Source organism: Mesorhizobium sp. M7A.F.Ca.CA.002.15.2.1 (assembly GCF_003998715.1).
GTDB classification, from domain to species: Bacteria; Pseudomonadota; Alphaproteobacteria; order Rhizobiales; family Rhizobiaceae; genus Mesorhizobium; species Mesorhizobium ciceri.
Genome location: NZ_RZPI01000025.1, coordinates 1 through 20,215, shown reverse-complemented (window position 1 = coordinate 20,215; position 20,215 = coordinate 1). Strand labels below are relative to the sequence as shown.

The 20,215-nt window shown below is 61.0% G+C and carries 17 protein-coding genes and 1 tRNA gene; 15 read left to right on the top strand and 3 right to left on the bottom strand.

The window, feature by feature from the left end; all coding sequences use genetic code 11:
• The 8 genes from ENZ74_RS03260 to ENZ74_RS03225 all read left to right on the top strand — a co-directional run.
• Positions 1–411: c-type cytochrome (locus ENZ74_RS03260; RefSeq protein ID WP_127312661.1), on the top strand; the 411-nt coding region annotated here is incomplete at its 5' end.
• 167 nt (positions 412–578) lie between these two features.
• The gene (gene ccoG, locus ENZ74_RS03255) at positions 579–2,138 is read left to right on the top strand and encodes a cytochrome c oxidase accessory protein CcoG (protein ID WP_063169222.1); all 1,560 of its coding nucleotides are present in this window, start codon (positions 579–581) and stop codon (positions 2,136–2,138) included.
• Entirely contained in the window at positions 2,135–2,632 is a 498-nt protein-coding gene (locus ENZ74_RS03250; RefSeq protein ID WP_063169221.1) for a FixH family protein, read from the top strand. The genes ccoG and ENZ74_RS03250 overlap by 4 nt, the downstream gene beginning before the upstream one ends.
• Positions 2,629–4,908 carry a cation-translocating P-type ATPase gene (locus ENZ74_RS03245; RefSeq protein ID WP_063169220.1) on the top strand — a complete coding sequence of 760 codons (2,280 nt, stop codon included), beginning with the start codon at positions 2,629–2,631 and terminating at the stop codon, positions 4,906–4,908. The genes ENZ74_RS03250 and ENZ74_RS03245 overlap by 4 nt, the downstream gene beginning before the upstream one ends.
• A gap of 5 nt (positions 4,909–4,913) precedes the next feature.
• Positions 4,914–5,069, top strand: coding sequence for a cbb3-type cytochrome oxidase assembly protein CcoS (gene ccoS / locus ENZ74_RS03240; protein WP_081714250.1), 156 nt, complete (start codon positions 4,914–4,916; stop codon positions 5,067–5,069).
• A 728-nt stretch (positions 5,070–5,797) separates the two neighbouring features.
• Positions 5,798–6,415, top strand: a complete 618-nt coding sequence (locus tag ENZ74_RS03235; RefSeq protein WP_063169219.1) for a hypothetical protein — start codon at positions 5,798–5,800, stop codon at positions 6,413–6,415.
• Positions 6,416–6,695: 280 nt separating this feature from the next.
• Positions 6,696–7,877, top strand: coding sequence for a 5-demethoxyubiquinol-8 5-hydroxylase UbiM (ubiM, locus tag ENZ74_RS03230; protein ID WP_024502870.1), 1,182 nt, complete (start codon positions 6,696–6,698; stop codon positions 7,875–7,877).
• Positions 7,878–8,052: 175 nt separating this feature from the next.
• Positions 8,053–9,954, top strand: coding sequence for an EAL domain-containing protein (locus ENZ74_RS03225; protein WP_082826564.1), 1,902 nt, complete (start codon positions 8,053–8,055; stop codon positions 9,952–9,954).
• Between the two features lie 1,453 nt (positions 9,955–11,407).
• On the opposite strand, the gene ENZ74_RS03220 is transcribed toward ENZ74_RS03225, so the two are convergent.
• Both ENZ74_RS03220 and ENZ74_RS03215 read right to left on the bottom strand, forming a co-directional pair.
• Positions 11,408–12,730 carry an integrase gene (locus tag ENZ74_RS03220; RefSeq protein WP_063169217.1) on the bottom strand — a complete coding sequence of 441 codons (1,323 nt, stop codon included), beginning with the start codon at positions 12,728–12,730 and terminating at the stop codon, positions 11,408–11,410.
• A gap of 114 nt (positions 12,731–12,844) precedes the next feature.
• Positions 12,845–12,934, bottom strand: a tRNA-Ser gene (locus tag ENZ74_RS03215).
• 404 nt (positions 12,935–13,338) lie between these two features.
• On the opposite strand from ENZ74_RS03215, the gene ENZ74_RS03210 reads away from it, so the two are divergent.
• The 4 genes from ENZ74_RS03210 to ENZ74_RS03195 all read left to right on the top strand — a co-directional run bounded on the left by ENZ74_RS03210 (position 13,339) and on the right by ENZ74_RS03195 (position 15,646).
• The gene (locus tag ENZ74_RS03210) at positions 13,339–14,019 is read left to right on the top strand and encodes a 50S ribosomal protein L21 (protein WP_013529062.1); all 681 of its coding nucleotides are present in this window, start codon (positions 13,339–13,341) and stop codon (positions 14,017–14,019) included.
• Between the two features lie 97 nt (positions 14,020–14,116).
• Entirely contained in the window at positions 14,117–14,386 is a 270-nt protein-coding gene (rpmA, locus tag ENZ74_RS03205) for a 50S ribosomal protein L27 (RefSeq protein WP_013529063.1), read from the top strand.
• Between the two features lie 120 nt (positions 14,387–14,506).
• Complete coding sequence (locus tag ENZ74_RS03200) at positions 14,507–15,094, top strand: GNAT family protein (protein ID WP_024502874.1); 588 nt, start codon at positions 14,507–14,509, stop codon at positions 15,092–15,094.
• A 21-nt stretch (positions 15,095–15,115) separates the two neighbouring features.
• Complete coding sequence (locus ENZ74_RS03195) at positions 15,116–15,646, top strand: GNAT family protein (protein ID WP_027163447.1); 531 nt, start codon at positions 15,116–15,118, stop codon at positions 15,644–15,646.
• A gap of 7 nt (positions 15,647–15,653) precedes the next feature.
• On the opposite strand, the gene ENZ74_RS03190 is transcribed toward ENZ74_RS03195, so the two are convergent.
• Complete coding sequence (locus ENZ74_RS03190; protein WP_013529066.1) at positions 15,654–16,523, bottom strand: endonuclease/exonuclease/phosphatase family protein; 870 nt, start codon at positions 16,521–16,523, stop codon at positions 15,654–15,656.
• 134 nt (positions 16,524–16,657) lie between these two features.
• Between ENZ74_RS03190 and obgE the strand changes: the two genes are divergently transcribed.
• The 3 genes from obgE to ENZ74_RS03175 are packed head-to-tail and all read left to right on the top strand — an operon-like array spanning position 16,658 to position 20,174.
• Positions 16,658–17,689, top strand: a complete 1,032-nt coding sequence (gene obgE / locus ENZ74_RS03185) for a GTPase ObgE (protein WP_013529067.1) — start codon at positions 16,658–16,660, stop codon at positions 17,687–17,689.
• A 4-nt stretch (positions 17,690–17,693) separates the two neighbouring features.
• Complete coding sequence (gene proB / locus ENZ74_RS03180) at positions 17,694–18,884, top strand: glutamate 5-kinase (RefSeq protein WP_013529068.1); 1,191 nt, start codon at positions 17,694–17,696, stop codon at positions 18,882–18,884.
• A 3-nt stretch (positions 18,885–18,887) separates the two neighbouring features.
• The gene (locus ENZ74_RS03175) at positions 18,888–20,174 is read left to right on the top strand and encodes a glutamate-5-semialdehyde dehydrogenase (RefSeq protein WP_063169216.1); all 1,287 of its coding nucleotides are present in this window, start codon (positions 18,888–18,890) and stop codon (positions 20,172–20,174) included.
• Positions 20,175–20,215 lie beyond the last annotated feature (41 nt).

The window sequence follows — 20,215 nt, the reverse complement described above, 5'->3', positions numbered from 1 at the left end:
ATCCAGCAGACGATTACGCACGGCATCCGCTTCGCATCCGATCCGGACACGCGCCTGTCGGAAATGCCGGCCTTCGGCGACATCATTACCGCCGACCAGATCGCACAAGTCAGCGCCTACGTGGCCAGCCTTTCCGGCAAGGTCCGCGATGCAAGTCTGATCCAACCCGGCGCCAAGGTCTTTGCCGAGAATTGCGTGGCCTGTCACGGCGACAATGCAAAAGGCAACAGGGAATTCGGCGCCCCCGACCTGACCGATGCGATCTGGCTCTATGGATCCGGTGAGACAGCCATCGCCGCACAGGTCCGTGCGCCAAAACAGGGCGTCATGCCGGCCTGGGTTGGCCGTCTCGGCGAGATCAAGGTCAAGGAACTTGCAGTTTATGTCCATTCGCTTGGCGGCGGAGAATAGGAATGGAAGGTCCTATTCTTCGGTCCCCCCTGCCAAGCGGACGAGGCCCGGCGTGAGCCGGGCCTCGACACCATCCCTAATGCGATCTGCACAACCCGGCAAGGCTATCCTACGGCGAGGCTTTACGACAGGTGCCCCTGACATTGGCTGGGAAAGTGGAGTTGCACATGCGTGACAAGACGCAGTTGACAGGGCTCGAAACAGAAACTGTCAATTCCGCCAAAACCCGCAAGCCGCTTTATGCCGCGCGTCAAAAGATCTTTCCGAAGCGCGCCTCGGGCAACTTTCGTCGCTTCAAATGGCTGGTGATGACGATCACACTTGGCATCTATTACCTGGCTGCGTGGCTGCCTTGGGCTCGCGGTCCATTTGCCCCGGACCAGGCAGTCCTGCTCGATCTCGCGAACCGGCGCTTCTACTTCTTCTTCATCGAGATATGGCCCCAGGAATTCTTCTATGTGGCCGGCCTCCTGGTCATGGCGGGCGTCGGTCTTTTCCTGATCACCTCGACTGTCGGCCGTGCCTGGTGCGGCTATGCATGCCCTCAGACGGTGTGGGTCGATCTGTTCCTCGTCGTCGAACGTGCGATAGAGGGCGACCGTAACGCTCGCATGAAACTCGATGCAGGCCCCTGGACCGCCCGCAAGCTGATGCTGCGCTTATCGAAGCACGCCGTCTGGCTGGTCATCGGTGCGGCGACCGGCGGCGCCTGGATTTTCTATTTTGCCGATGCGCCGACGCTGGTTGGCGAACTCTTCACCGGCACCGCGCCACCCGTCGCCTACATCACTGTCGCCGTGCTGACGGCTACCACCTACACGTTCGGCGGTCTGATGCGCGAGCAGGTCTGCACCTACATGTGCCCATGGCCGCGCATCCAGGCAGCGATGCTCGACGAAAGTTCTCTCACCGTCACCTACAATGACTGGCGCGGCGAACCGCGTTCTCGCCACGCCAAGAAGGTCCTTGCCGCAGGGCTGCCGGTCGGTGACTGCGTCGACTGCAATGCCTGCGTCGCGGTCTGCCCGATGGGGATCGACATCCGCGATGGCCAGCAGATGGAATGCATCACCTGCGCGCTGTGCATAGACGCCTGCGACGGGGTCATGGACAAGCTCGGCAAGGAGCGCGGGCTGATCTCCTATGCGACACTGTCCGACTACAACGCCAACATGATGCTGGCGACCGCGGGCGGCTCCAGTTCAGTCAACCCGTCGCAGGTCAGGACCGCTGATGGCCTGTTCTCCGACAAGGTGGCGCATTTCCATATCCGCAAGATCTTTCGGCCACGCACCTACGTCTACATGGGTATCTGGTCGCTGATCGGCCTGGGTCTGCTCTATTCGCTGCTGACGCGCGATCGGCTCGAAGTCAACGTGCTGCATGATCGCAATCCGCAATTTGTCACGCTGTCCGACGGCTCGATCCGCAACGGCTACACCGTCAAGCTGCTCAACATGATCCCCGAGCCAAGGACGATCGTTGTCGCGATTCAAGGCTTGCAGGGCGCCGAGATGAGCGTGGTCGGCGACGACATCCCGGAAGGCCGTTCTTTTGCCATTCCGGTCGAACCCGACCGCCTGAAAATGCTGAAGGTCTTCGTGCGCCAGCCGGCGGATCAAATCCAGGGCACAGCGCAGACCTTCAAGTTCCGTGTCGAGGACAAGGCGAGCTTCGAGGCGGACGAATACACCGCCACCTTCAACGCGCCGGAGACTGCCAGATGACCGCTAACGCTGAAAAACCCCGCGTATTCACCGGCAGGCACATGCTGGCCATCATCCTAGCCTTTTTCGGGGTGGTCATCGCGGTCAATCTGACGATGGCAACGCTCGCCAACACGAGCTGGACCGGCCTTGTCGTCGAAAACACCTATGTGGCGAGCCAGCAGTTCAACAAGAAGGCCGAGGAGGGGCGGGCGCAGGCAGCGCTCGGCTGGACCGGCAAGCTGACCATCGCATGGGGCGAGGTCCGCTATAGCCTTACCGACGCCGTCGGCAAGCCGATTGCCTTGCATGGCGTCAAGGTGCTGTTTCGCCATCCCGCCTACGAGAAAGAGGACAAGGCGGTCAACCTCGCCCTCGCCTCCGGCCAGGAATTCGCAGCCCAGCACATGCCGAAGGATGGCGTCTGGATCGTCGAAGTCGACGCTGACGCCGGTCTGGCCGAGCCCTACCGCGAAGTCCGCAGGATCATGATTTCCCATGGAGCGCTGAAATGAGTTGTTGTGCACCGGGCGCCGAAATGGCGCTTGATCTGGGCAGCACCACGTCGGTCCTGCCGTCTAGTCAAGAGATCAGGCTGGCGAGCCGATCGCTTGGAGATGATCTCCGCCAAACCGATCTTTCGGTGCCGAGCGTTCATTGCGCAGCTTGTATCCAGACGATCGAGACGGCGTTGGGAACGCTCGATCGCGTCGAGAGCGCCCGCGTCAACCTGTCGACGAAACGGGTCTCGGTCCGCTGGCGTGGCGACGAGGTTCCACCGTTCGTCGCCGCGCTTGGACGGCTCGGCTACCAGGCGCATCTCTTCGCCCCCGAGATTGATGAAAAGGACAGGACGCTTTCGGAGTTGATCCGCGCCGTCGCGGTTGCCGGGTTCGCGGCGGGCAATATCATGCTGCTTTCGGTCTCTGTCTGGTCCGGGGCCGAAGGGGCTACCCGCGACCTGTTTCACTGGGTCTCCGCATTGATCGCCATCCCAGCGCTCGCCTTCGCCGGCGGCATCTTCTTCCGCTCGGCCTGGAATGCACTGCGCCACGGCCGCATGAACATGGACGTGCCGATCGCGGTCGGAGTGTCGCTCGCTTACGCCATGAGCCTCTATGAGACGATCAACCATGGCGACCACGCCTATTTCGACGCGTCGGTTTCGCTGCTTTTTTTCCTTTTGATCGGCAGGACGCTGGATCACGTGATGCGCGAACGTGCCCGCACCGCGGTGAAAGGCCTGTCGCAGCTGGCCGCACGCGGCGCCATGGTGCTGCGCGGCGATGGCGCGCGCGACTATCTGCCGGTTGGCGAGATCGAACCGGGGATGCAGCTGCTGATCGCGGCCGGTGAAAGGATCCCCGTCGACGGCAAGATCATCCACGGAGCGTCTGATCTCGACTGCTCGCTGGCCTCAGGCGAAAGCGCGCCGAAAAACGTGGCGCCGGGCGAAGCCGTGCAGGCCGGCGTGCTCAATCTTACCGGCCCGCTGACGATCGAGGCGACCGCCGCCGCGAAGGATTCGTTCCTCGCCGAAATGGTTCGGCTGATGGAAGCCGCAGAGGGCGGTCGCGCGCACTATCGCCGCATCGCTGATCGCGTGTCGGCACTCTACGCGCCCGTGGTTCATCTCACCGCCTTCGTGACATTCCTGGGTTGGATGGCGGCGACGGGCGACTGGCACCGGGCGATGACGATCGCCATTGCCGTTCTGATCATCACCTGCCCGTGCGCGCTCGGCCTCGCCGTACCGATCGTTCAGGTGGTCGCCGCGCGGCGTCTGTTCGAGAACGGCATCATGGTCAAGGACGGTTCGGCCATGGAGCGCCTGGCGACGATTGATAACGCAGTGTTCGACAAGACCGGAACGCTCACGCTCGGACAACCCCGGCTCCTCAATGCATCGTCGATCGATCCGGCCATGCTGGCAATCGCGGCAGACATGGCCGCGCACTCGCGTCACCCGTTTTCAAAGGCCATAACCGGCTTTGCCGCTCCTGGCGGGCAACACAAATTCGATGCCGTCACAGAGCATCCGGGGTTCGGGATCGAAGCCACTGTCGCCGGAAGCATCTGGCGGCTGGGTCGACGCGGATGGGCTGGATGGAAGGCCCGGACCGGTGGTGAAGGCAACCATGGCTATGGCGGAACGGTGCTGACAAAAGACGGGTTCATTGTCGCGACCTTCGATTTCGAGGATGCGCTGCGCGCCGACGCGGCGGCGGCGATCAAGCGATTGAACGATACTGGGGTGTCGATGCAAATGCTGTCGGGCGATACCGCAGGTGCCTGCGGTGAAGTTGCAAGAATGCTGGGTGTCGAGGACTTCGTTCCGTGCCTGCTGCCGTCGGGCAAGGTCGAGCGCATCGAGACCCTGGCGAAAGACGGACACAAGGTTCTGATGGTTGGCGACGGCCTCAACGACACGCCGGCGCTGAGCGCGGCGCATGTCTCGATCGCTCCGGCCACCGCCGCCGACATTGGCCGCAATGCCGCCGACTTCGTATTCCTGCGCGAAAGCCTTCTGGCAGTGCCTCTCGCGCTGGACGTCTCGCGCAAGGCGGGACACCTGATCCGCCAGAACATCGCGATTGCGATCGTCTACAATGCCGTCGCCGTGCCGATCGCCATCCTGGGCCACGCCACGCCTTTGTTAGCGGCGATTGCCATGTCTGCCTCATCGGTGCTTGTTATTGGAAACGCATTGCGCTTGCACGGCTTCGGGGCGAATGCGACGCTGCAAGTTATTCAAAAAGTCGGACGCTCCGCAGTCAGCTATTCGGCATAATCCTCGTGACGACGTTGCTCTATCTCATACCAGTGGCCCTTTTTCTGGGTGCACTGGGTGTGTCCGGCTTCGTCTGGGCATTGCGAAGCGGTCAATACGAAGATCTCGACGGAGCCGCCGAGCGGATACTAATTGATCGGGACGACAAACCGGAACGCTGATTTCAATCCGCTGTGCATAAGATGCGCGGATCGCGCTCGTCAGTCGAGCCGGCTCGGTCGGGAACAAGCTGTCCATGCTCCATGCTCCATGCTCCATGCTCCATGCTCCATGACCATCTTGACCTAAGCTGCACACTACATTTGTGAAAAGCCTCTGTCGTGCGAAGGACTGCCTCCCATTGCACCCAGTATGAGGCGTGTGATGCCACGAGAGTACCTCGCGTGGCCGGACGAGAGCTTGGCAATGTGCGCACGGGTTCCAAAGTGGAACGTCACGGTCGATCACCTGACCGTGAACCGCCAGTGCCGATTGGTCATGTCTGGCTGATCCAGATCAGGGTCATACTCATCGGCGTGGTCTATTGACCAGTCTTCGACGGAGAAATGCATGACTTACGGAAAGATTGGTCGTCATTATCAGCACCTTCACGGTTCTGGGTTTTCTGTCGTGTGGTCGGCCATGCCTTGTGCTTACGGCGCAGCCATTAGCTGACCGGCGTCGTGTGTATCTCGCTTGCTGGCTGACCATCCGCGTGGCTTGCGCGGACAGGGGGCCGATCAACAGCTTTCGCCTTTGATGGGTTGTGTGCGTCGTTGCCGATCCATCCCGATTCCCGGCCCGCGCCTTGAGGCTATGCGACGGTACCGGAACCCAGCGCACGTCACGCGGTTCCGCGCGCGTGGTGTCCGCTCGTCACGACGATGAACGAACAAGCGGCTGGAGTACCATGAACACCGTACACATCATCGACTGCCACAATGCAAATGACTACTTCGCCGACAGGCAAGAGGGACCGATCGTGCAGCACTTGTTAAAGGCTGTCAACATCCGCGCGGAGCTCCAAATGGCGTTGAACCGAACGAAATTTGGTGAGGCTGTAGTACGAGCGATGGAGGCGGAGTGCGACGTGCTTCACATCGCCGGGCACGGCAATGGTGACGGGATCGCTTCGTCCAGTGGGCGAAGTGGCCTTCTTTGGGCTGACTTCGTAAAAATGTTCCAGGGCTCGCATCCAGCGCCGAAGATCCTCGTGATGTCAACGTGCTGCGGAGCATCATCGGGGTTGGGACGTGCGTTTTCGAAATCGATCAACCGTCCGAAGTTGATCATTGGTTCGAGTGACGCGCGCTATTTCGACGACTATGTCGCCGCGTGGGCTTTGCTCTATCGGCGACTGAATTGCAAGGACATCGACATCGAAGCCATGCAGCAGGTTCTTGATGAGATATGCGCGGTCGTGGATAAAAGTTTCCGCTACCTTGGCTGGGATGACGAGAGAGAGCGCTACGTTCGATACCCTCACCCTCGCAAGAGAGCCCGCTTCGACGTCGTGGAGCGTGAGTAGTATGCGCAAGGGTTCCAGGTGGAATGTGGCGATCGATGCGGCGCGGCCGTCGCTGACCAGCGTCGCGAGTGTCTCGCTTGCTGGCGGCGATCTGCGCGGCTGCGCGGCGAAAGGGCGGGATCGGTTAGCCGCATCCACCTCTGAGCGCTTTGAGTGCTTCGTTGCCGATCGATGCGAATCTCCCGGCCCAGCGCCTTTAGGCAATGCGGCGGGCACGGAGCTCATGTCACTCGGCTCAGTTCCACCGTTACACGAGGATAGGCGACCGGATGGCGGCACGCTGATGGGCTCTGACGATAATTTTGACATCGTTGTCGTTGGAGCCGGCCCGGTCGGCCTTTCGTTCGCTGCGTCGCTTGCCCAAAGCGAACTCAAGGTGGCAGTTGTTGAACAGAACACATTCGATAGTCTGGCGAATCCGGCTTTCGATGGTCGCGAAATCGCGCTGACCAACGCTTCGATCAGAACCCTTCGCGAGCTCGGCGCCTGGGATGTCATCCCGGCTTCGGACAAATCAGCACTTCAAGGCGCGCGCGTGCTCAACGGCTCGAGCGCATTCGCTCTTCGTTTCGATCCTCCCAGCAACTCTGGAGAACCGCTGGGGGTTTTGGTTCCAAATTGCCGGATCCGCGAGGCGCTGTTCAAAATCGTCCGCTTGCAGGATCGCGCCCGGCTGTTGTGCGGCCACTCGGTCGTCGATGCAACAAACAGCCAAGAAGGAGCAGTCGTAACGCTCTCTAATGGCGCGCGTTTAACTGCTCGGCTGGTTGTTGCCGCGGATTCGCGTTTGTCCGCCACGCGTGATCTGCTAGGCATCGGCGCCGATATCAACCGGCTTGGCCACTCGATGCTGATTTGCCGAGTGAGGCACGAGCGCGCCCACCACCAGATCGCCATCGAATGGTTCGATCACCATCAGACGATAGCGATATTGCCCCTCGCGGAGGGCATGTCGTCGCTGCTGCTCACATTGCGCTCAAACGAGGCCTATAGACTGCTTGCCTTCGATGATGATTTGTTCCTGTCGGAGTTGACGAAACGGTGTCGAGGGCGCCTTGGAAAAATGACCTTGGCAAGCAAGCGCCACACCTATCCGCTGGTCACGACCTGGGCGCACAAATTCCGGGCGCCGAGCGCCGCACTCATCGGCGACGCTGCCATCGGCATGCACCCGGTGACCGCTCACGGATTCAACATCGGTCTCAGCAGCCAGAAGCAACTCGCCCGTGGAATCATGACTGCGTGCCGCGACGGCCGCAATGTTGGCGACCCCGACATGCTGCATATATACGAAAGGCGGCTGCGCCTGTCGGCGGCGCCGCTCTACCATGCAACGAACATATTGGTTGGACTCTACTCCAGAGACCACCTGGCGGCACGGCTTGCAAGGCATCTGGGGCTTCGCTTTGCCCAACATGTTCCCCTTGTCCGGCATGGGATTTCGGCGGAGCTCCAGCGGTGATACTGCACCAGCAGTCGCATTTTTGCGCGTGCTGGGCGAGCGATGAGAGAGTGCATGATGCACCGGAGTAATCCTGCTCCCCGACGCTGATCTCCGATTGAAGAATTAACCCGTCCTTCAGGGGGGCTGCATAGGCTGCGGACAAGCAGGAGTAAGCAAGCTGACCCGTCCAGCCTTGGAAAAAGAAGATCCGCTGGAGGCGAGAATCCTTCAGGACCAGCTCGCTGATCTGAGGGCAGGCCTTTTCGTCTCAATGCCGATAAGCATTGTGCTGTCCGGGCTGATTTTGACCGTGCAGGCCCTTTCCGGGAACGGTCTTGCTGGCGCGGCCTGGTTTTCGGTCGTTAATGCGATAAATGCCGCCCGCCTTGCACTCGCCCGTCATCAGCTGAAGGAACCCGGAGTCCAGGATGATCTGACACGGGTTTGGCTGCGGCTTCGCTGGTTTGGCAGGCTTGCTCTTCTGGCGGGATTCACCTGGTCATTCCTTGCCGTCCTAACGGCTGGATACACGACGTCTCAAGCATCGCTGCATCTAATAATTCTGGCGGGCATTTCAGCTGGCGCGGTCACGTACGGCAGCTCATATGCTGCGGCAGCGATATGCTTCATCACACCGCCACTCCTCATTGCCGCCGCATGTTTGCTGACGAAGGGAGCCCCGGAAAACTACATTCTGGCTTTTGCCGTCCTGCTTTTCGAGGGCGGCCTGGTTCGATCCTCGTTCGTTGGACAAGCGCGCTTCCGTGACGCGAGCCGCCTGAGACATCAAGCCGAGCGGCTTGCCGCGGAAATGGAGCGCAATTCCAGGGAGGACCATCTTACCGCGCTCCTCAACAGGCGGGGCCTCGAACATGCAATCGATCAGTTTGAGAACACCGATGGACCCTTTGTGGCCATGCTGATTGATCTGGACGGGTTCAAATCTGTCAACGATACCTACGGTCACAGAACGGGTGACGAGCTGCTTGCCAGGATCGCCCGCCGAATAGAGGAAGAAGCACCGGAGGGCTCAACGCTCGCCCGCATCGGTGGGGATGAATTCGTGCTGGTTTTTTCTTCGCGAAAGAATTCTCCTTCTCCCACCAATCTCGCGTCCAATCTCATAGCCAAGCTTGCTCGCCCCTATCCTGGGATCGCATCAGTCCGCATTGGAGCGTCTATAGGAATCTACTTGGCTGAAAACCCCGGACTAACGGAAATGTTGTTGCGGGCCGACATCGCCCTTTACACAGCTAAGCGCCGCGGCAGGAATGAATTTTGTCTGTTCGATGCCGAGCTAGCCCGGGAGTTGCAACGCCGCCAGTCAATCGAACGCGATCTTCATTCGGCGATAACGATGAGAAGCTTGGTCGCTTGGTTTCAGCCAATCGTAAGACTCGAAACTGAAGCCGTCGTCAGTTTTGAAGCCTTGCTAAGATGGTCTCACCCGCTTCACGGTCCCATTTCTCCGCCCGAGATCATGACAGCGGCACGCGAAACTGGAATGCTTCAGCTGCTAACTCAAACGGTATTCGCCGACTGTTGCGCTCTTATCGAGGGCTTGGTCAAAGCTGACCGTCGTGATGTTCGTGTGGCGATGAATGTTTCACCGTGCGAGTTGGAAGCTGGCGATATTGACGAGATGATTCTTAATGGTCTGGCGGCAAAAGACCTCCCTGCAACGATGTTCGACATCGAGATTACCGAAGAAGCCCCAGTGGATCCGGACAGAGTGGATGAAAAGCTCGCCCGGCTTTCACATGCTGGCATTTCTATCGCGCTCGATGACTTCGGCACCGGTTTTTCGACGTTGGCATCGCTCAAGGACAGTCGGATCAGGAAGGTGAAAATAGATCAGGGCTTCGTTCGCGGCTTAGCCAAGTCCCGGGAGAATCGGCTGCTTGTCAAAGCGGTGATTGATCTTGGTAGGACGCTCGGGATCGAGGTCATGGCCGAGGGCGTTGAAACAGAGGCAGATCGGCAAACTCTGTACAAGCTTGGCTGCAGAACCGCGCAGGGCTTCCTGTTCTCTAAGGCAGTGCCTCTCCATTTGGCACTTGATTCGGTAGTAAAAGAGCACGCGAAGGAGTTGTGACCGGCCTCTCCGTCCGTGCTGCTCGCGGAACTTTCATGTGGGGTGGACCTGACGCGCGAAAGCCGTTTCGGACGGTAGAGTTATTACGGGGGCGAAACTGAGCACGTGGTTTGGATAGCAGCAATCCGGTCCACCGGCGCACATGCAGCGGCTTCATACAAGCGTTCAAGTTGCGAGATGAGCTTGAGTGAACGACGTCGGAGAATTGCGTCCTTTGGACGCTGGTTTCGCGGTTCCCGTAGGATTCGATTACGGGAAGCGTTCTTGGCTGCTTCTCGGCTCAGCGCTCATCGGGATGAACAACGTACCCGCGGTCAAGGTCTTCGCGACCTCAACCCAGTCACCATCCCGCAACAGCAGCGGTCGGGTCCTGATCAAGCGCTCAGCCTCAGCACAGGTGCTGGAGCAACGGTAGAGCGCGGAAAACGTGTATCGGAATGCGCTGGCTCACCATAGGAAGCTGCCACGGCATGTCGAATGTCCCCAGGGGGCGGACCGTTCCCTTGCATTTGTCTCGATGACGGGCTCTCAAAGCTAAAGCCAAGAGAGCTTTATAAAAATCGCACCCGATCGGCTGCGCAACGACGACCAGCTGAGGCCCGATCGGGTGCTAAGGTCGTGCCAAAAAAGGCGCGTCACTGTCGCATTTCTAGCCGGCTTGCGATCGGACGTCATCTCTTGGCGATCGCTGCCCCTTCTCTCAAATGCGCTTAGCGGCGCCGATGGCGAATAGCGCAAGCTTTTCCACCCGTTTCTACTCCACTACCGAGACTCGTCACCAACCTCCTTTTATTCGCTTCCATATGGCCCATCCTGTCTCCAATCGAGGAGGAGCGCGAACATGGGCCAAGCCGTAGAACGTCTCAGTCTCGGGAATTCTTCTGCTCGCCAAACTGCCGTTGTCGCCGGCACCATATTTGGCAGGGTGACAGTGCACGACAAGATATCAGGCGTTCTTGTCTGGGCTGAACTATGCTTGCAAGCCATAACCCAAAAATCGCCGATCCCTTTGAATTCGAGCCGGATGAATGGGTGTTTCAAAATTTTTGGCGGTTTTAGGCAGAACCCTCCGATGGCCCGCGTACCGGTCAAGCTTCGTGAGCACTTTAGGTTCGTCGATCAGGCATAGGTTTCTTTCCCATGCCACATGCTGGCCGTTTGCCTAGTTCGGAAGCCCTCGAGAGGCGTTGCTCGTCTTGGTATGGCGTCGCCCCTTTTTCCGATCCATCGGCCACGGAGCTAGAATGGTGTCTAGCTGTTGCCGCCTACTTGGTCATCCGGCATGGAGATGCCTATATACCGACCTTCGAAAGGCTGGAATACGAGGTCGAACAAATGCGGCGGAAGCTCGGAAATCGCGAGCGAGCGCAGCGCGTGCTGGCCACGCTCAACCTAAATGGCTCGGACAGCTGGAGCCGTGAGGTTGGTTCTCAAGGCCTGGATGGCGCCGCAATCACATTCGCCCGGGCGGGGTAAAAGCGATTTTTTGGAGCCACTCGCGCTTTTGCGCTAACGAAGGTCCCGCGCCGTATTTGGGCCGGATCCATTTGTGGCCCATCAGAGAAGCAATTACCTTCTCCGGCGCCTCAACTGCCGTCAGCCGGTCCTCGAAAGTGTGTCGCAGGCTATAAAGACTATGCTCGGAAGTCGGCAGAAGTTCCTTGCTGGCGAGCACCTTGTTGACGAGCGCTGAAAGTGACGCGGCCTTGTCGCGATAACGAGGAAAGCCGTCCGGATGGAGCTTGATGGCTGCAAGTGCGCCGCCAACCAAGGGAATGTCACGGGCTGAATGACCGGTCTTCAAGCGACGGCCATTGGGGCGCACCCGCACATGCGGGATTTCTCGATCGAGGTGGATTGTTTCGGTGGTGAGGTTTGCCGCTTCAGAAAGCCTGAGTCCGGTATCGGCAATCACATAGATTAGATGGCGGGCTTCGTCATTGAGTCCGTCGAGCGCGCCTTCAGCGAGTATCTTCTCCTGAATGAACTCCGCTGTGAACGCAGCGCGTTGCCCGGGGACGGCGCCGGAAAGACGCAGGTTTCGAAAAACCGGCTCCAGCTTGAGCTGGTGAGTCAGATCGACGACGCGCAGCATTTTCGAAACATGGCCGATGTCCTTGTTGGCCGTACCGATATCAAGTCCATCCTCAACGATCCGCTTTTGCCACCACTCGCGGAACGCGATTGCGTCGTCCCGAGTGAGGCTTGCGATCTCCTTGTCGCCAATGACTCCAACCAGATTGGCAACTGCGCGCTTTTTGGGGTTACGCCATTTCTTGATTTGGTTGGGCGACATGGTCAGCAAGTTCTGTTGCTCGATCGTCTCGAATTCCTTGATAAGACCGCTCAGGCGGACCGCTGGCCGCTTCTCCCCACCCATGACGGCCGAGACGTCCTGCGCGTCCTCGATCGATTTTTTGTCGAGGAGCAGCTTGATACGGGCCATGAGTTCGTCGAGCGGCCCCGCTGCTAGTTCCTCGTTAGTGCGATAGGCCAATCCAAATGACCGCGCGCGCTTCCTCGCGGCTTCGAAACGCAGCCCCGCCTCGGCGGATTGGCCTTCCCGCAGTCTACGCCAATACGCCTCCAGCCCCGCGCCGAGGCTTTGCACTGCATCTCGCGCCCGTACACCGCGGGGATCGTCAGCCACGGCGACGCCCGTGGAAATGCGTACTAGGCAGCGGCGATCAAACGCCGCGAATTCCTTCGGCACCCTGCGGACGAGATACCAGATGCCTTCACGTTTATGCGGCTTTGGCGCTGCGGAACGTCGCATTATCTTTCTCTAATGTTACACAGTTTGTTACACAGTCTAAGATATGTTTCGCTTCGTGCTGGTCAAGCGCAACAAGGAAGCTTTTGAAAGGAAAGGATTTTTATGGAAGCTAAATGGCGGAGAGGGAGGGATTCGAACCCCCGATGGGCTTGCACCCATGCCGCATTTCGAGTGCGGTGCATTCGACCACTCTGCCACCTCTCCGCGGTCATGGTCGGCCGTTGCCGGCGCGGCGCACTAGATAACGGCTGAACGGGCAGGTTACAAGGCCAATCCGTCAGTTATTTGGCTTGCCGGGCAAGCAGCGGATTCGCGACGGTTCAGCGGCGGCGAGGCCTGGGTAGGTTGGTAACCAGTCACGCGTGCTTGCCTCGACGACGGTCACGTCGTGCAGTCGTGCTGACACGCTCGATCCTTCGGCCGCCAACAACAGTCCCGACAACAGCTGTTTGCCTTGACTCGCACTCAACCTTCGGTTAGGGACAGCGCGCAATCGGCGTGGAGGGTTCTTCCGCGCCGCTTGTTTTTTGAACCCGCAGACTGACAAAAAGACGGCTGAACCGCCAGAGGCGGCTCATCAAGGCCGACCGAACAGCGAAAGGCAAAAAATGTTCGCAGTCATTAAAACGGGTGGCAAGCAGTATCGCGTTGCCGCCAACGATCTCCTGAAGATCGAAAAACTCGAAGCCGCTGTCGGCGATATGGTCGAGATCGGCCACGTCCTCGCACATGGCGAAGGCGAGAATGTCACGTTCGGCGCGCCGTTCGTCGACGGCGCGGTGGTCACCGCCGAAGTCGTCGAGCAGGGCAAGAACCGCACCGTCATCGCCTTCAAGAAGCGCCGCCGGCAGAATTCGCGCCGCAAGATCGGCCATCGCCAGCTTTTGACCACCGTGCGGATCTCCGAGATCCTGCTGGGTGGCGCCAAGCCGACGAAGACGGCAGCGGTCAAGGCGCCGAAGAAGGTGAAGGCCGAGGCCGCCACCGAGGTGCAGGCGGAAGCCGCGCCGAAGAAGGAGCCCAAGGCCAAGGCAGCCGAGACAAAGGCAGCCGAGACCGCGGCAGCGCCGCTGTTCAAGGCGCCCAAGGGTGAGCCGGACGATCTGACCGTGATCAAGGGCATCGGCCCGGTCGCAGCCAAGGATCTCAACGAGCAGGGCATCATCACCTTCGCGCAGCTCGCCAAGCTGACCGACAAGGATGTCGCCAAGATCGACGAGCACATGCCCTTCAGCGCCGACCAGATCAAGGACTGGCGCGAGCAGGCCAAGGAATTGGCGGCGAAGTAATTTTCTGGCGACCAGGTCGCCGGATCGGACTTGAAACGGAACGCGAACGCGTTCATAAGGCCTTTTAGGCGCCTTGCGGCGCAACGGAGTTAGTTAGATGGCACACAAGAAAGCTGGCGGCTCGTCGCGCAACGGTCGCGACTCGCATTCCAAGCGTCTGGGCGTGAAGAAGTTCGGCGGCGAAGCCGTCATCCCGGGCAACATCATCATTCGTCAACGCGGCACCACGTGGCATCCCGGCGTCAATGTCGGCATGGGCACGGACCATACGCTTTTTGCGCTCGAGACCGGCGCCGTGACGTTCAACAAAAAAGCCAACGGCCGAACCTACGTATCGGTCAACCCGATTGCCAAAGCCGCGGAGTAGCCGGTTCCGCACTAGAACACCGGCGCCCATCTCGGGAACCGGTGTCTGGCAAAGCCAGGAAAAGGATCAGGGGAGATGGGTTTCCATCTCCCCTTTTTCTTGTGCCTGGAGGACTTTCAAATGGTTGCCGAAGCGGAAGACTCAGAAGACGAAAGTTACGCGATAGACTGCCCGGTGCTGGTCACCGAGCGGCTGGTGATGCGGGCGCCCCACGAGGGCGATATCGCGCAGCTGGTCGAGCTTGCCGACAACCGCCATGTCGCCGAAATGCTGGCACGCATGCCGCACCCCTATGGCGAGGCCGAGGCGCGCGCTTTCCTGGCCATGACCAAATCGCGCCGGGCCGGCATTGCTTATGCCCTGACGCTGGCCGGCACCGACACCTTCGTCGGTTGCGCCGGCCTCAACACCACCGATCGCGGGCTGGAGCTCGGTTACTGGATCGGCGAGCCGCACTGGAAGAAGGGCTATGCGACGGAAGCAGCGCACGCGCTGGTCGATCTCGCCTTCCAGAGGACGTCGATCCAGGTCCTGCATGCCTCGACGCGGGTCATCAATCCGGCCTCGCGCCGCGTCATCCACAAGTGCGGGTTCCAGTATGCCGGCCAGGGCATGCTGAACTCGATCGTCGCCGGCCAGGTTCCCGTCGAGCGCTACCGGCTCGATCGCAAGACCTGGACCAGCCTGCGGAACTGGGTGCATTTCTGATGGATGACGACGGTCAAACCAATGGTCGACAGCAGCGATATTGAAACGGCCGCGATCGCGCCGATGACGCCTGGGGATATCGAAAGCTTTCATCGCGCGCTCGATGTCGTAGCGCGTGAGCGAAAGTACTTGTCCTTCCTTGAGGCGCCACCGCTGGATCAAGTCAGAAGTTTCGCAATGGATCGTATCGGGAGAGGCGATCCGGGGTTCGTGGCCGTTGTTCGTGGCGAGGTCGTCGGCTGGTGCGACATCTCACGCCATGATCGGCTCATCCATGCCCATCGCGGCTCCCTCGGGATGGGGATTGTTCCTCCCTATCGGGGGCGAGGGCTTGGACTGCGGCTCATCAATGCAACCTTGGCGCAAGCGCGCAGGGCCGGTTTCGTCCGCATCGAACTCTCCGTGCATTCCGACAATGCTCGCGCCATCTCTCTCTACGACAAGGTCGGGTTTGTCAGGGAGGGCGTGCAGCGCGATGCCGTCCATGTCGACGGGGAATACCGCGATACGATCATGATGGCGATCGTCGAACGCGAAAACGCCGCCAGATGAATGGCCATCAGCCCAGTTCGACCCACACCGGCAGATGGTCCGAGCCGACTGCCTTTCGGTCGACCCACAGACGCTGCAGGGATCTGGCAAGCGAAGCGCTGGTAAAGATATAATCGATGCGCTTGTGCCGGCTGGGATCGGTGGGTTGCTTGGGATCGACCCAACTGATGAGATCGTCGCCGGTGGCGTTCAGCCGCAAGGCGGCATCGACGGCGAAGTCGGCGGTCAGCGGCATGCCGAATTCATGGTCCGGCCGGCCGGCGAGTTCGACATATTCGGGTGAGCCGGCCAGCATGTTGAAATCGCCCATGCCGACAAAGGCTTCGGGATGCGGCAGTTCCGGCAGGCCGATCTCGGCGACGCCGGACAGTGCTCCGCCTTCGAGCGCATAGTTCAGCATGCGTTGGCGCAGGAACTGGATCTGGCTGGCGCGTTCGAGGGGGCTGCGGTGATCGAGATGGATGGAATAGAAGCGGATGAAACCAAGCGGCGTCTCGATCAGCGCTTCCAGCGCGCCGCGCTGGAAGTTCATCATCTCGAAGCTGCGGCTGCGCGGCAAAAGCAGGTTGCGCGACAGATGAATGGGCGTCCTAGACAGCACCATGTTGCCGAGCTGGAAGGTTTTCGTGACGGCACGGCCGTTGTCGATGTGCGAACCGATATTGGCCTCGAAATTGCTGCCATAGACGGCGAAATAGTCGGGCAGCGCCTCGCCGATCTCGGCGACCATGTCGCGGCCGCCATTCCGAGGATTGTTGCGGGTCACCTCCTGCAAAGCGATCACGTCGGCGCCGCGCACGGCATCGGCGATGCGCCCGACATCGTACTGCCCGTCGAGGCCGATGCCGTACTGGATGTTGTAGGTTACAAGCTTCATTCCGACGTCTCTCCGGCCAACCCCACATGGCCATTGTCACAAAACGGCCTCGCCCTTCGCCGCGCCTTGGTTTAGAGCAAGGGCCAAGGTTTAGAGCAATGCCGCAAAGCCACTAGTAGAAACTGTACAATCTCATGAAATTTCTCGATCAAGCCAAGGTATACATCCGCTCCGGTGACGGCGGCGCCGGTTCGGTGTCGTTCCGGCGTGAAAAATTCATCGAGTTCGGCGGGCCGGATGGCGGCGACGGCGGCCGCGGCGGCGATGTCTGGCTGGAGGCGGTCGACGGGCTGAACACGCTGATCGACTACCGGTATCAGCAGCATTTCAAGGCCAAGACCGGCGTCCACGGCATGGGCCGCAACATGACCGGCGCCAAGGGCGCCGACGTCACGCTGAAAGTGCCGGCCGGAACGCAGGTGTTCGAAGAAGACAACGAGACGCTGATCTGCGACCTGACCGTGGTCGGACAGCGCTTTCTGCTGGCCAAGGGCGGCAATGGCGGTTTCGGCAACCAGCATTTCAAGACCTCGACGAACCAGGCGCCGCGCCGCGCCAATCCCGGCCTGCCGGGGCAAGAGCTCAACATCTGGCTGCGGCTGAAGCTGATCGCCGATGCCGGGCTGGTCGGGCTGCCCAATGCCGGCAAGTCGACATTCCTGGCGGCGGTCACCGCAGCCAAGCCGAAGATCGCCGACTATCCGTTCACGACGCTGCATCCCGGCCTCGGCGTTGCCCGCATCGACGCGCGCGAATTCGTCATCGCCGACATTCCGGGCCTCATCGAAGGCGCGCATGAGGGCGTCGGCATCGGCGATCGCTTCCTTGGCCACGTCGAGCGCACGCGTGTGCTGCTGCATCTGGTTTCGGCGCAGGAGGAAAATCCGGGCAAGGCCTACAAGACCGTGCGAGCCGAGCTCGACGCCTATGGCCATGGCCTCACCGACAAGGTCGAGATCCTGGCGCTTTCCCAGGTCGACACGCTCGACGCCGATGCGCGCAAGAAGAAGGTCGCCTCGCTGAAACGCGCTGCCGGCCGCGCGCCGATGCTGTTGTCGGCGGTCACCGGCGAGGGCGTCGAGGCGGTGCAGCGGGCGCTGATGGCGGTGATTGCTGAGGCGCGCGCGCAGATCGCGGCGCCGGTCGAGACGCGCTGGGACAAATAGGGTCATGCAGTCGCTGAGAAAATATCGGCGCATCACCGTCAAGATCGGCTCGGCGCTGCTCGTCGACCGCGCGACGGGCCTGAAGCGCGACTGGCTGGCTTCGCTCGCCGACGACATTGCCGGGCTGGCCCAGGGCGGCGCTGAAATCCTCGTCGTCTCGTCCGGCGCCATCGCGCTTGGCCGCACCATCCTTGGCCTCGGCAAGCGAGCCCTGAAACTGGAGGAGAGCCAGGCGGCGGCAGCCGTGGGACAGATCGCGCTGGCCGGCGCCTGGTCGGACGCGCTCGGCAAGGGCAGCCTGAAATCGGGCCAGATCCTGCTGACGCTCGGCGACACCGAGGAGCGCCGCCGCTATCTCAACGCGCGGGCGACGATCTCGACACTCTTGAAGATGAAGGCAGTGCCGGTCATCAACGAGAACGACACGGTGGCGACTTCCGAAATCCGCTACGGCGACAATGACCGGCTGGCGGCCCGCGTCGCCACCATGATGGGCGCCGATCTTTTGGTGCTGCTTTCCGACATCGACGGGCTCTACACCGCGCCGCCGGCGCGCGACCCCAACGCCAAATTCATTCCGGTGGTCGACCGCATCACGCCTGATATCGAGGCGATGGCGGGTGCGGCCGCTTCCGAGCTGTCGCGCGGCGGCATGCGCACGAAGCTCGATGCCGGCAAGATCGCCACCGCCGCCGGCACCGCGATGATCATCACGTCGGGCACTCGGCTGTCGCCGCTGATGGCGATCGAACGCGGCGAGCGCGCTACTTTCTTTCGGCCGAGCAGCAACCCGGTCAAGGGCTACAAAACCTGGATCGCCGGCCAGCTCGAGCCGGCCGGCCGGCTTACGGTCGATGCCGGCGCCATCGGCGCGCTGCTGTCGGGCAAATCGTTGCTGCCGGCCGGCGTCAAGCTGGTCAGCGGCAATTTCTCGCGCGGCGACACGGTGGCGATCCTGTCGCCCGAGGGCCGCGAGATCGCGCGCGGGCTGGTTGCCTATGATGCCGCCGATGCCGTAAGGATCGCGGGCCTGAAGACGGCCGAGATCGAAACCGTGCTCGGCTACGAGGCGCGTTCGGCGATGATCCACCGCGATGACCTTGTGGTGAGCCATTCGGGTGACCAAGTACGGGCCGGCGACCAAACAGGGGCCGGTGACCAAGTCACGGTCGGTGGCGATGTAAGCGGAGGATGAGCCATGCTGAAACTGCATGAAAAATCCGGGGATGACACTGTCGCGCTGATGGCCGATATCGGCCGGCGCGCCCGCGCTGCCGCCCGGCCGCTGGCCATTGCCACAACCGCCGCCAAGAACGCCGCACTGCTGGCCATGGCCGAGGCGATTGTGGCCCGTGAGCAGGACATTCTCGACGCCAACGCCATCGATGTTTCGAATGGTCATGAATCCGGGCTTTCCACCTCCTTCATGGACCGGCTGAAGCTCGATCCGGCGCGCATCCGCGCCATGGCCGACGGCATCCGCGAAATCGCCGCGCTGCGGGATCCGGTTGGCGACGTGATCGCGCAGTGGGACCGGCCGAACGGTTTGCATATCGAGCGCGTGCGCACGCCGCTCGGCGTCGTCGGCGTCATCTATGAGAGCCGCCCGAACGTCACCGCCGATGCCGGCGCGCTGTGCCTCAAAGCCGGCAATCCGGTGATCCTGCGCGGCGGTTCGGATTCGCTCAATTCTTCCGCCGCCATCCACGCCTGCCTGGTCGAAGGGCTGAAGCAAGCGGGCCTGCCGGAGGATGCCATCCAGCTGGTGCCGACCACCGACCGCGCCGCCGTCGGCGAAATGCTGAAGGGGTTGGGCGGCAACCTCGACGTCATTATCCCGCGCGGTGGCAAAAGCCTGGTCGGACGGGTGCAGGCCGAGGCGCGGGTCCCGGTCTTCGCGCATCTCGAAGGCATCTGCCATCTCTACATCGACCGTTCCGCCAAGCTCGATATGGCTGTCAGGATCGCCGTCAACGCCAAGATGCGACGCACCGGCGTCTGCGGTGCCGCAGAGACGCTGCTGGTCGACCGGGCGGTTGCCTCCACGCATCTGGTGCCGATCCTTGATGCACTTCGCGCCGCCGGCTGCGAAATCCATGCCGATGCCGAGGTGCTGAAAGTGTTTTTCGACGCCAAACCGGCGACCGATGCCGACTGGATCACCGAGTATCTCGATGCCATCATCGCGGTAAAACTGGTCGACGGTATCGGTGGTGCGATCGAGCATATCGAGACGTTTTCCTCGCATCACACCGAGGCGATCGTCGCCGAGGATGCGCAAGCCGTCGAGCGGTTTTTCAACGAGATCGATTCGGCGATCCTGCTGCACAACGCATCGACGCAGTTCGCCGACGGCGGCGAATTCGGCATGGGCGCCGAGATCGGCATCGCCACCGGCAAGATGCATGCGCGCGGACCGGTGGGCGTCGAACAGCTGACGTCGTTCAAATACCGTGTGCGCGGGTCGGGACAGGTGAGACCTTGAGCGCTGGTCTTACCCTTCCCCTTGTGGGGAGGGTGGCGAGC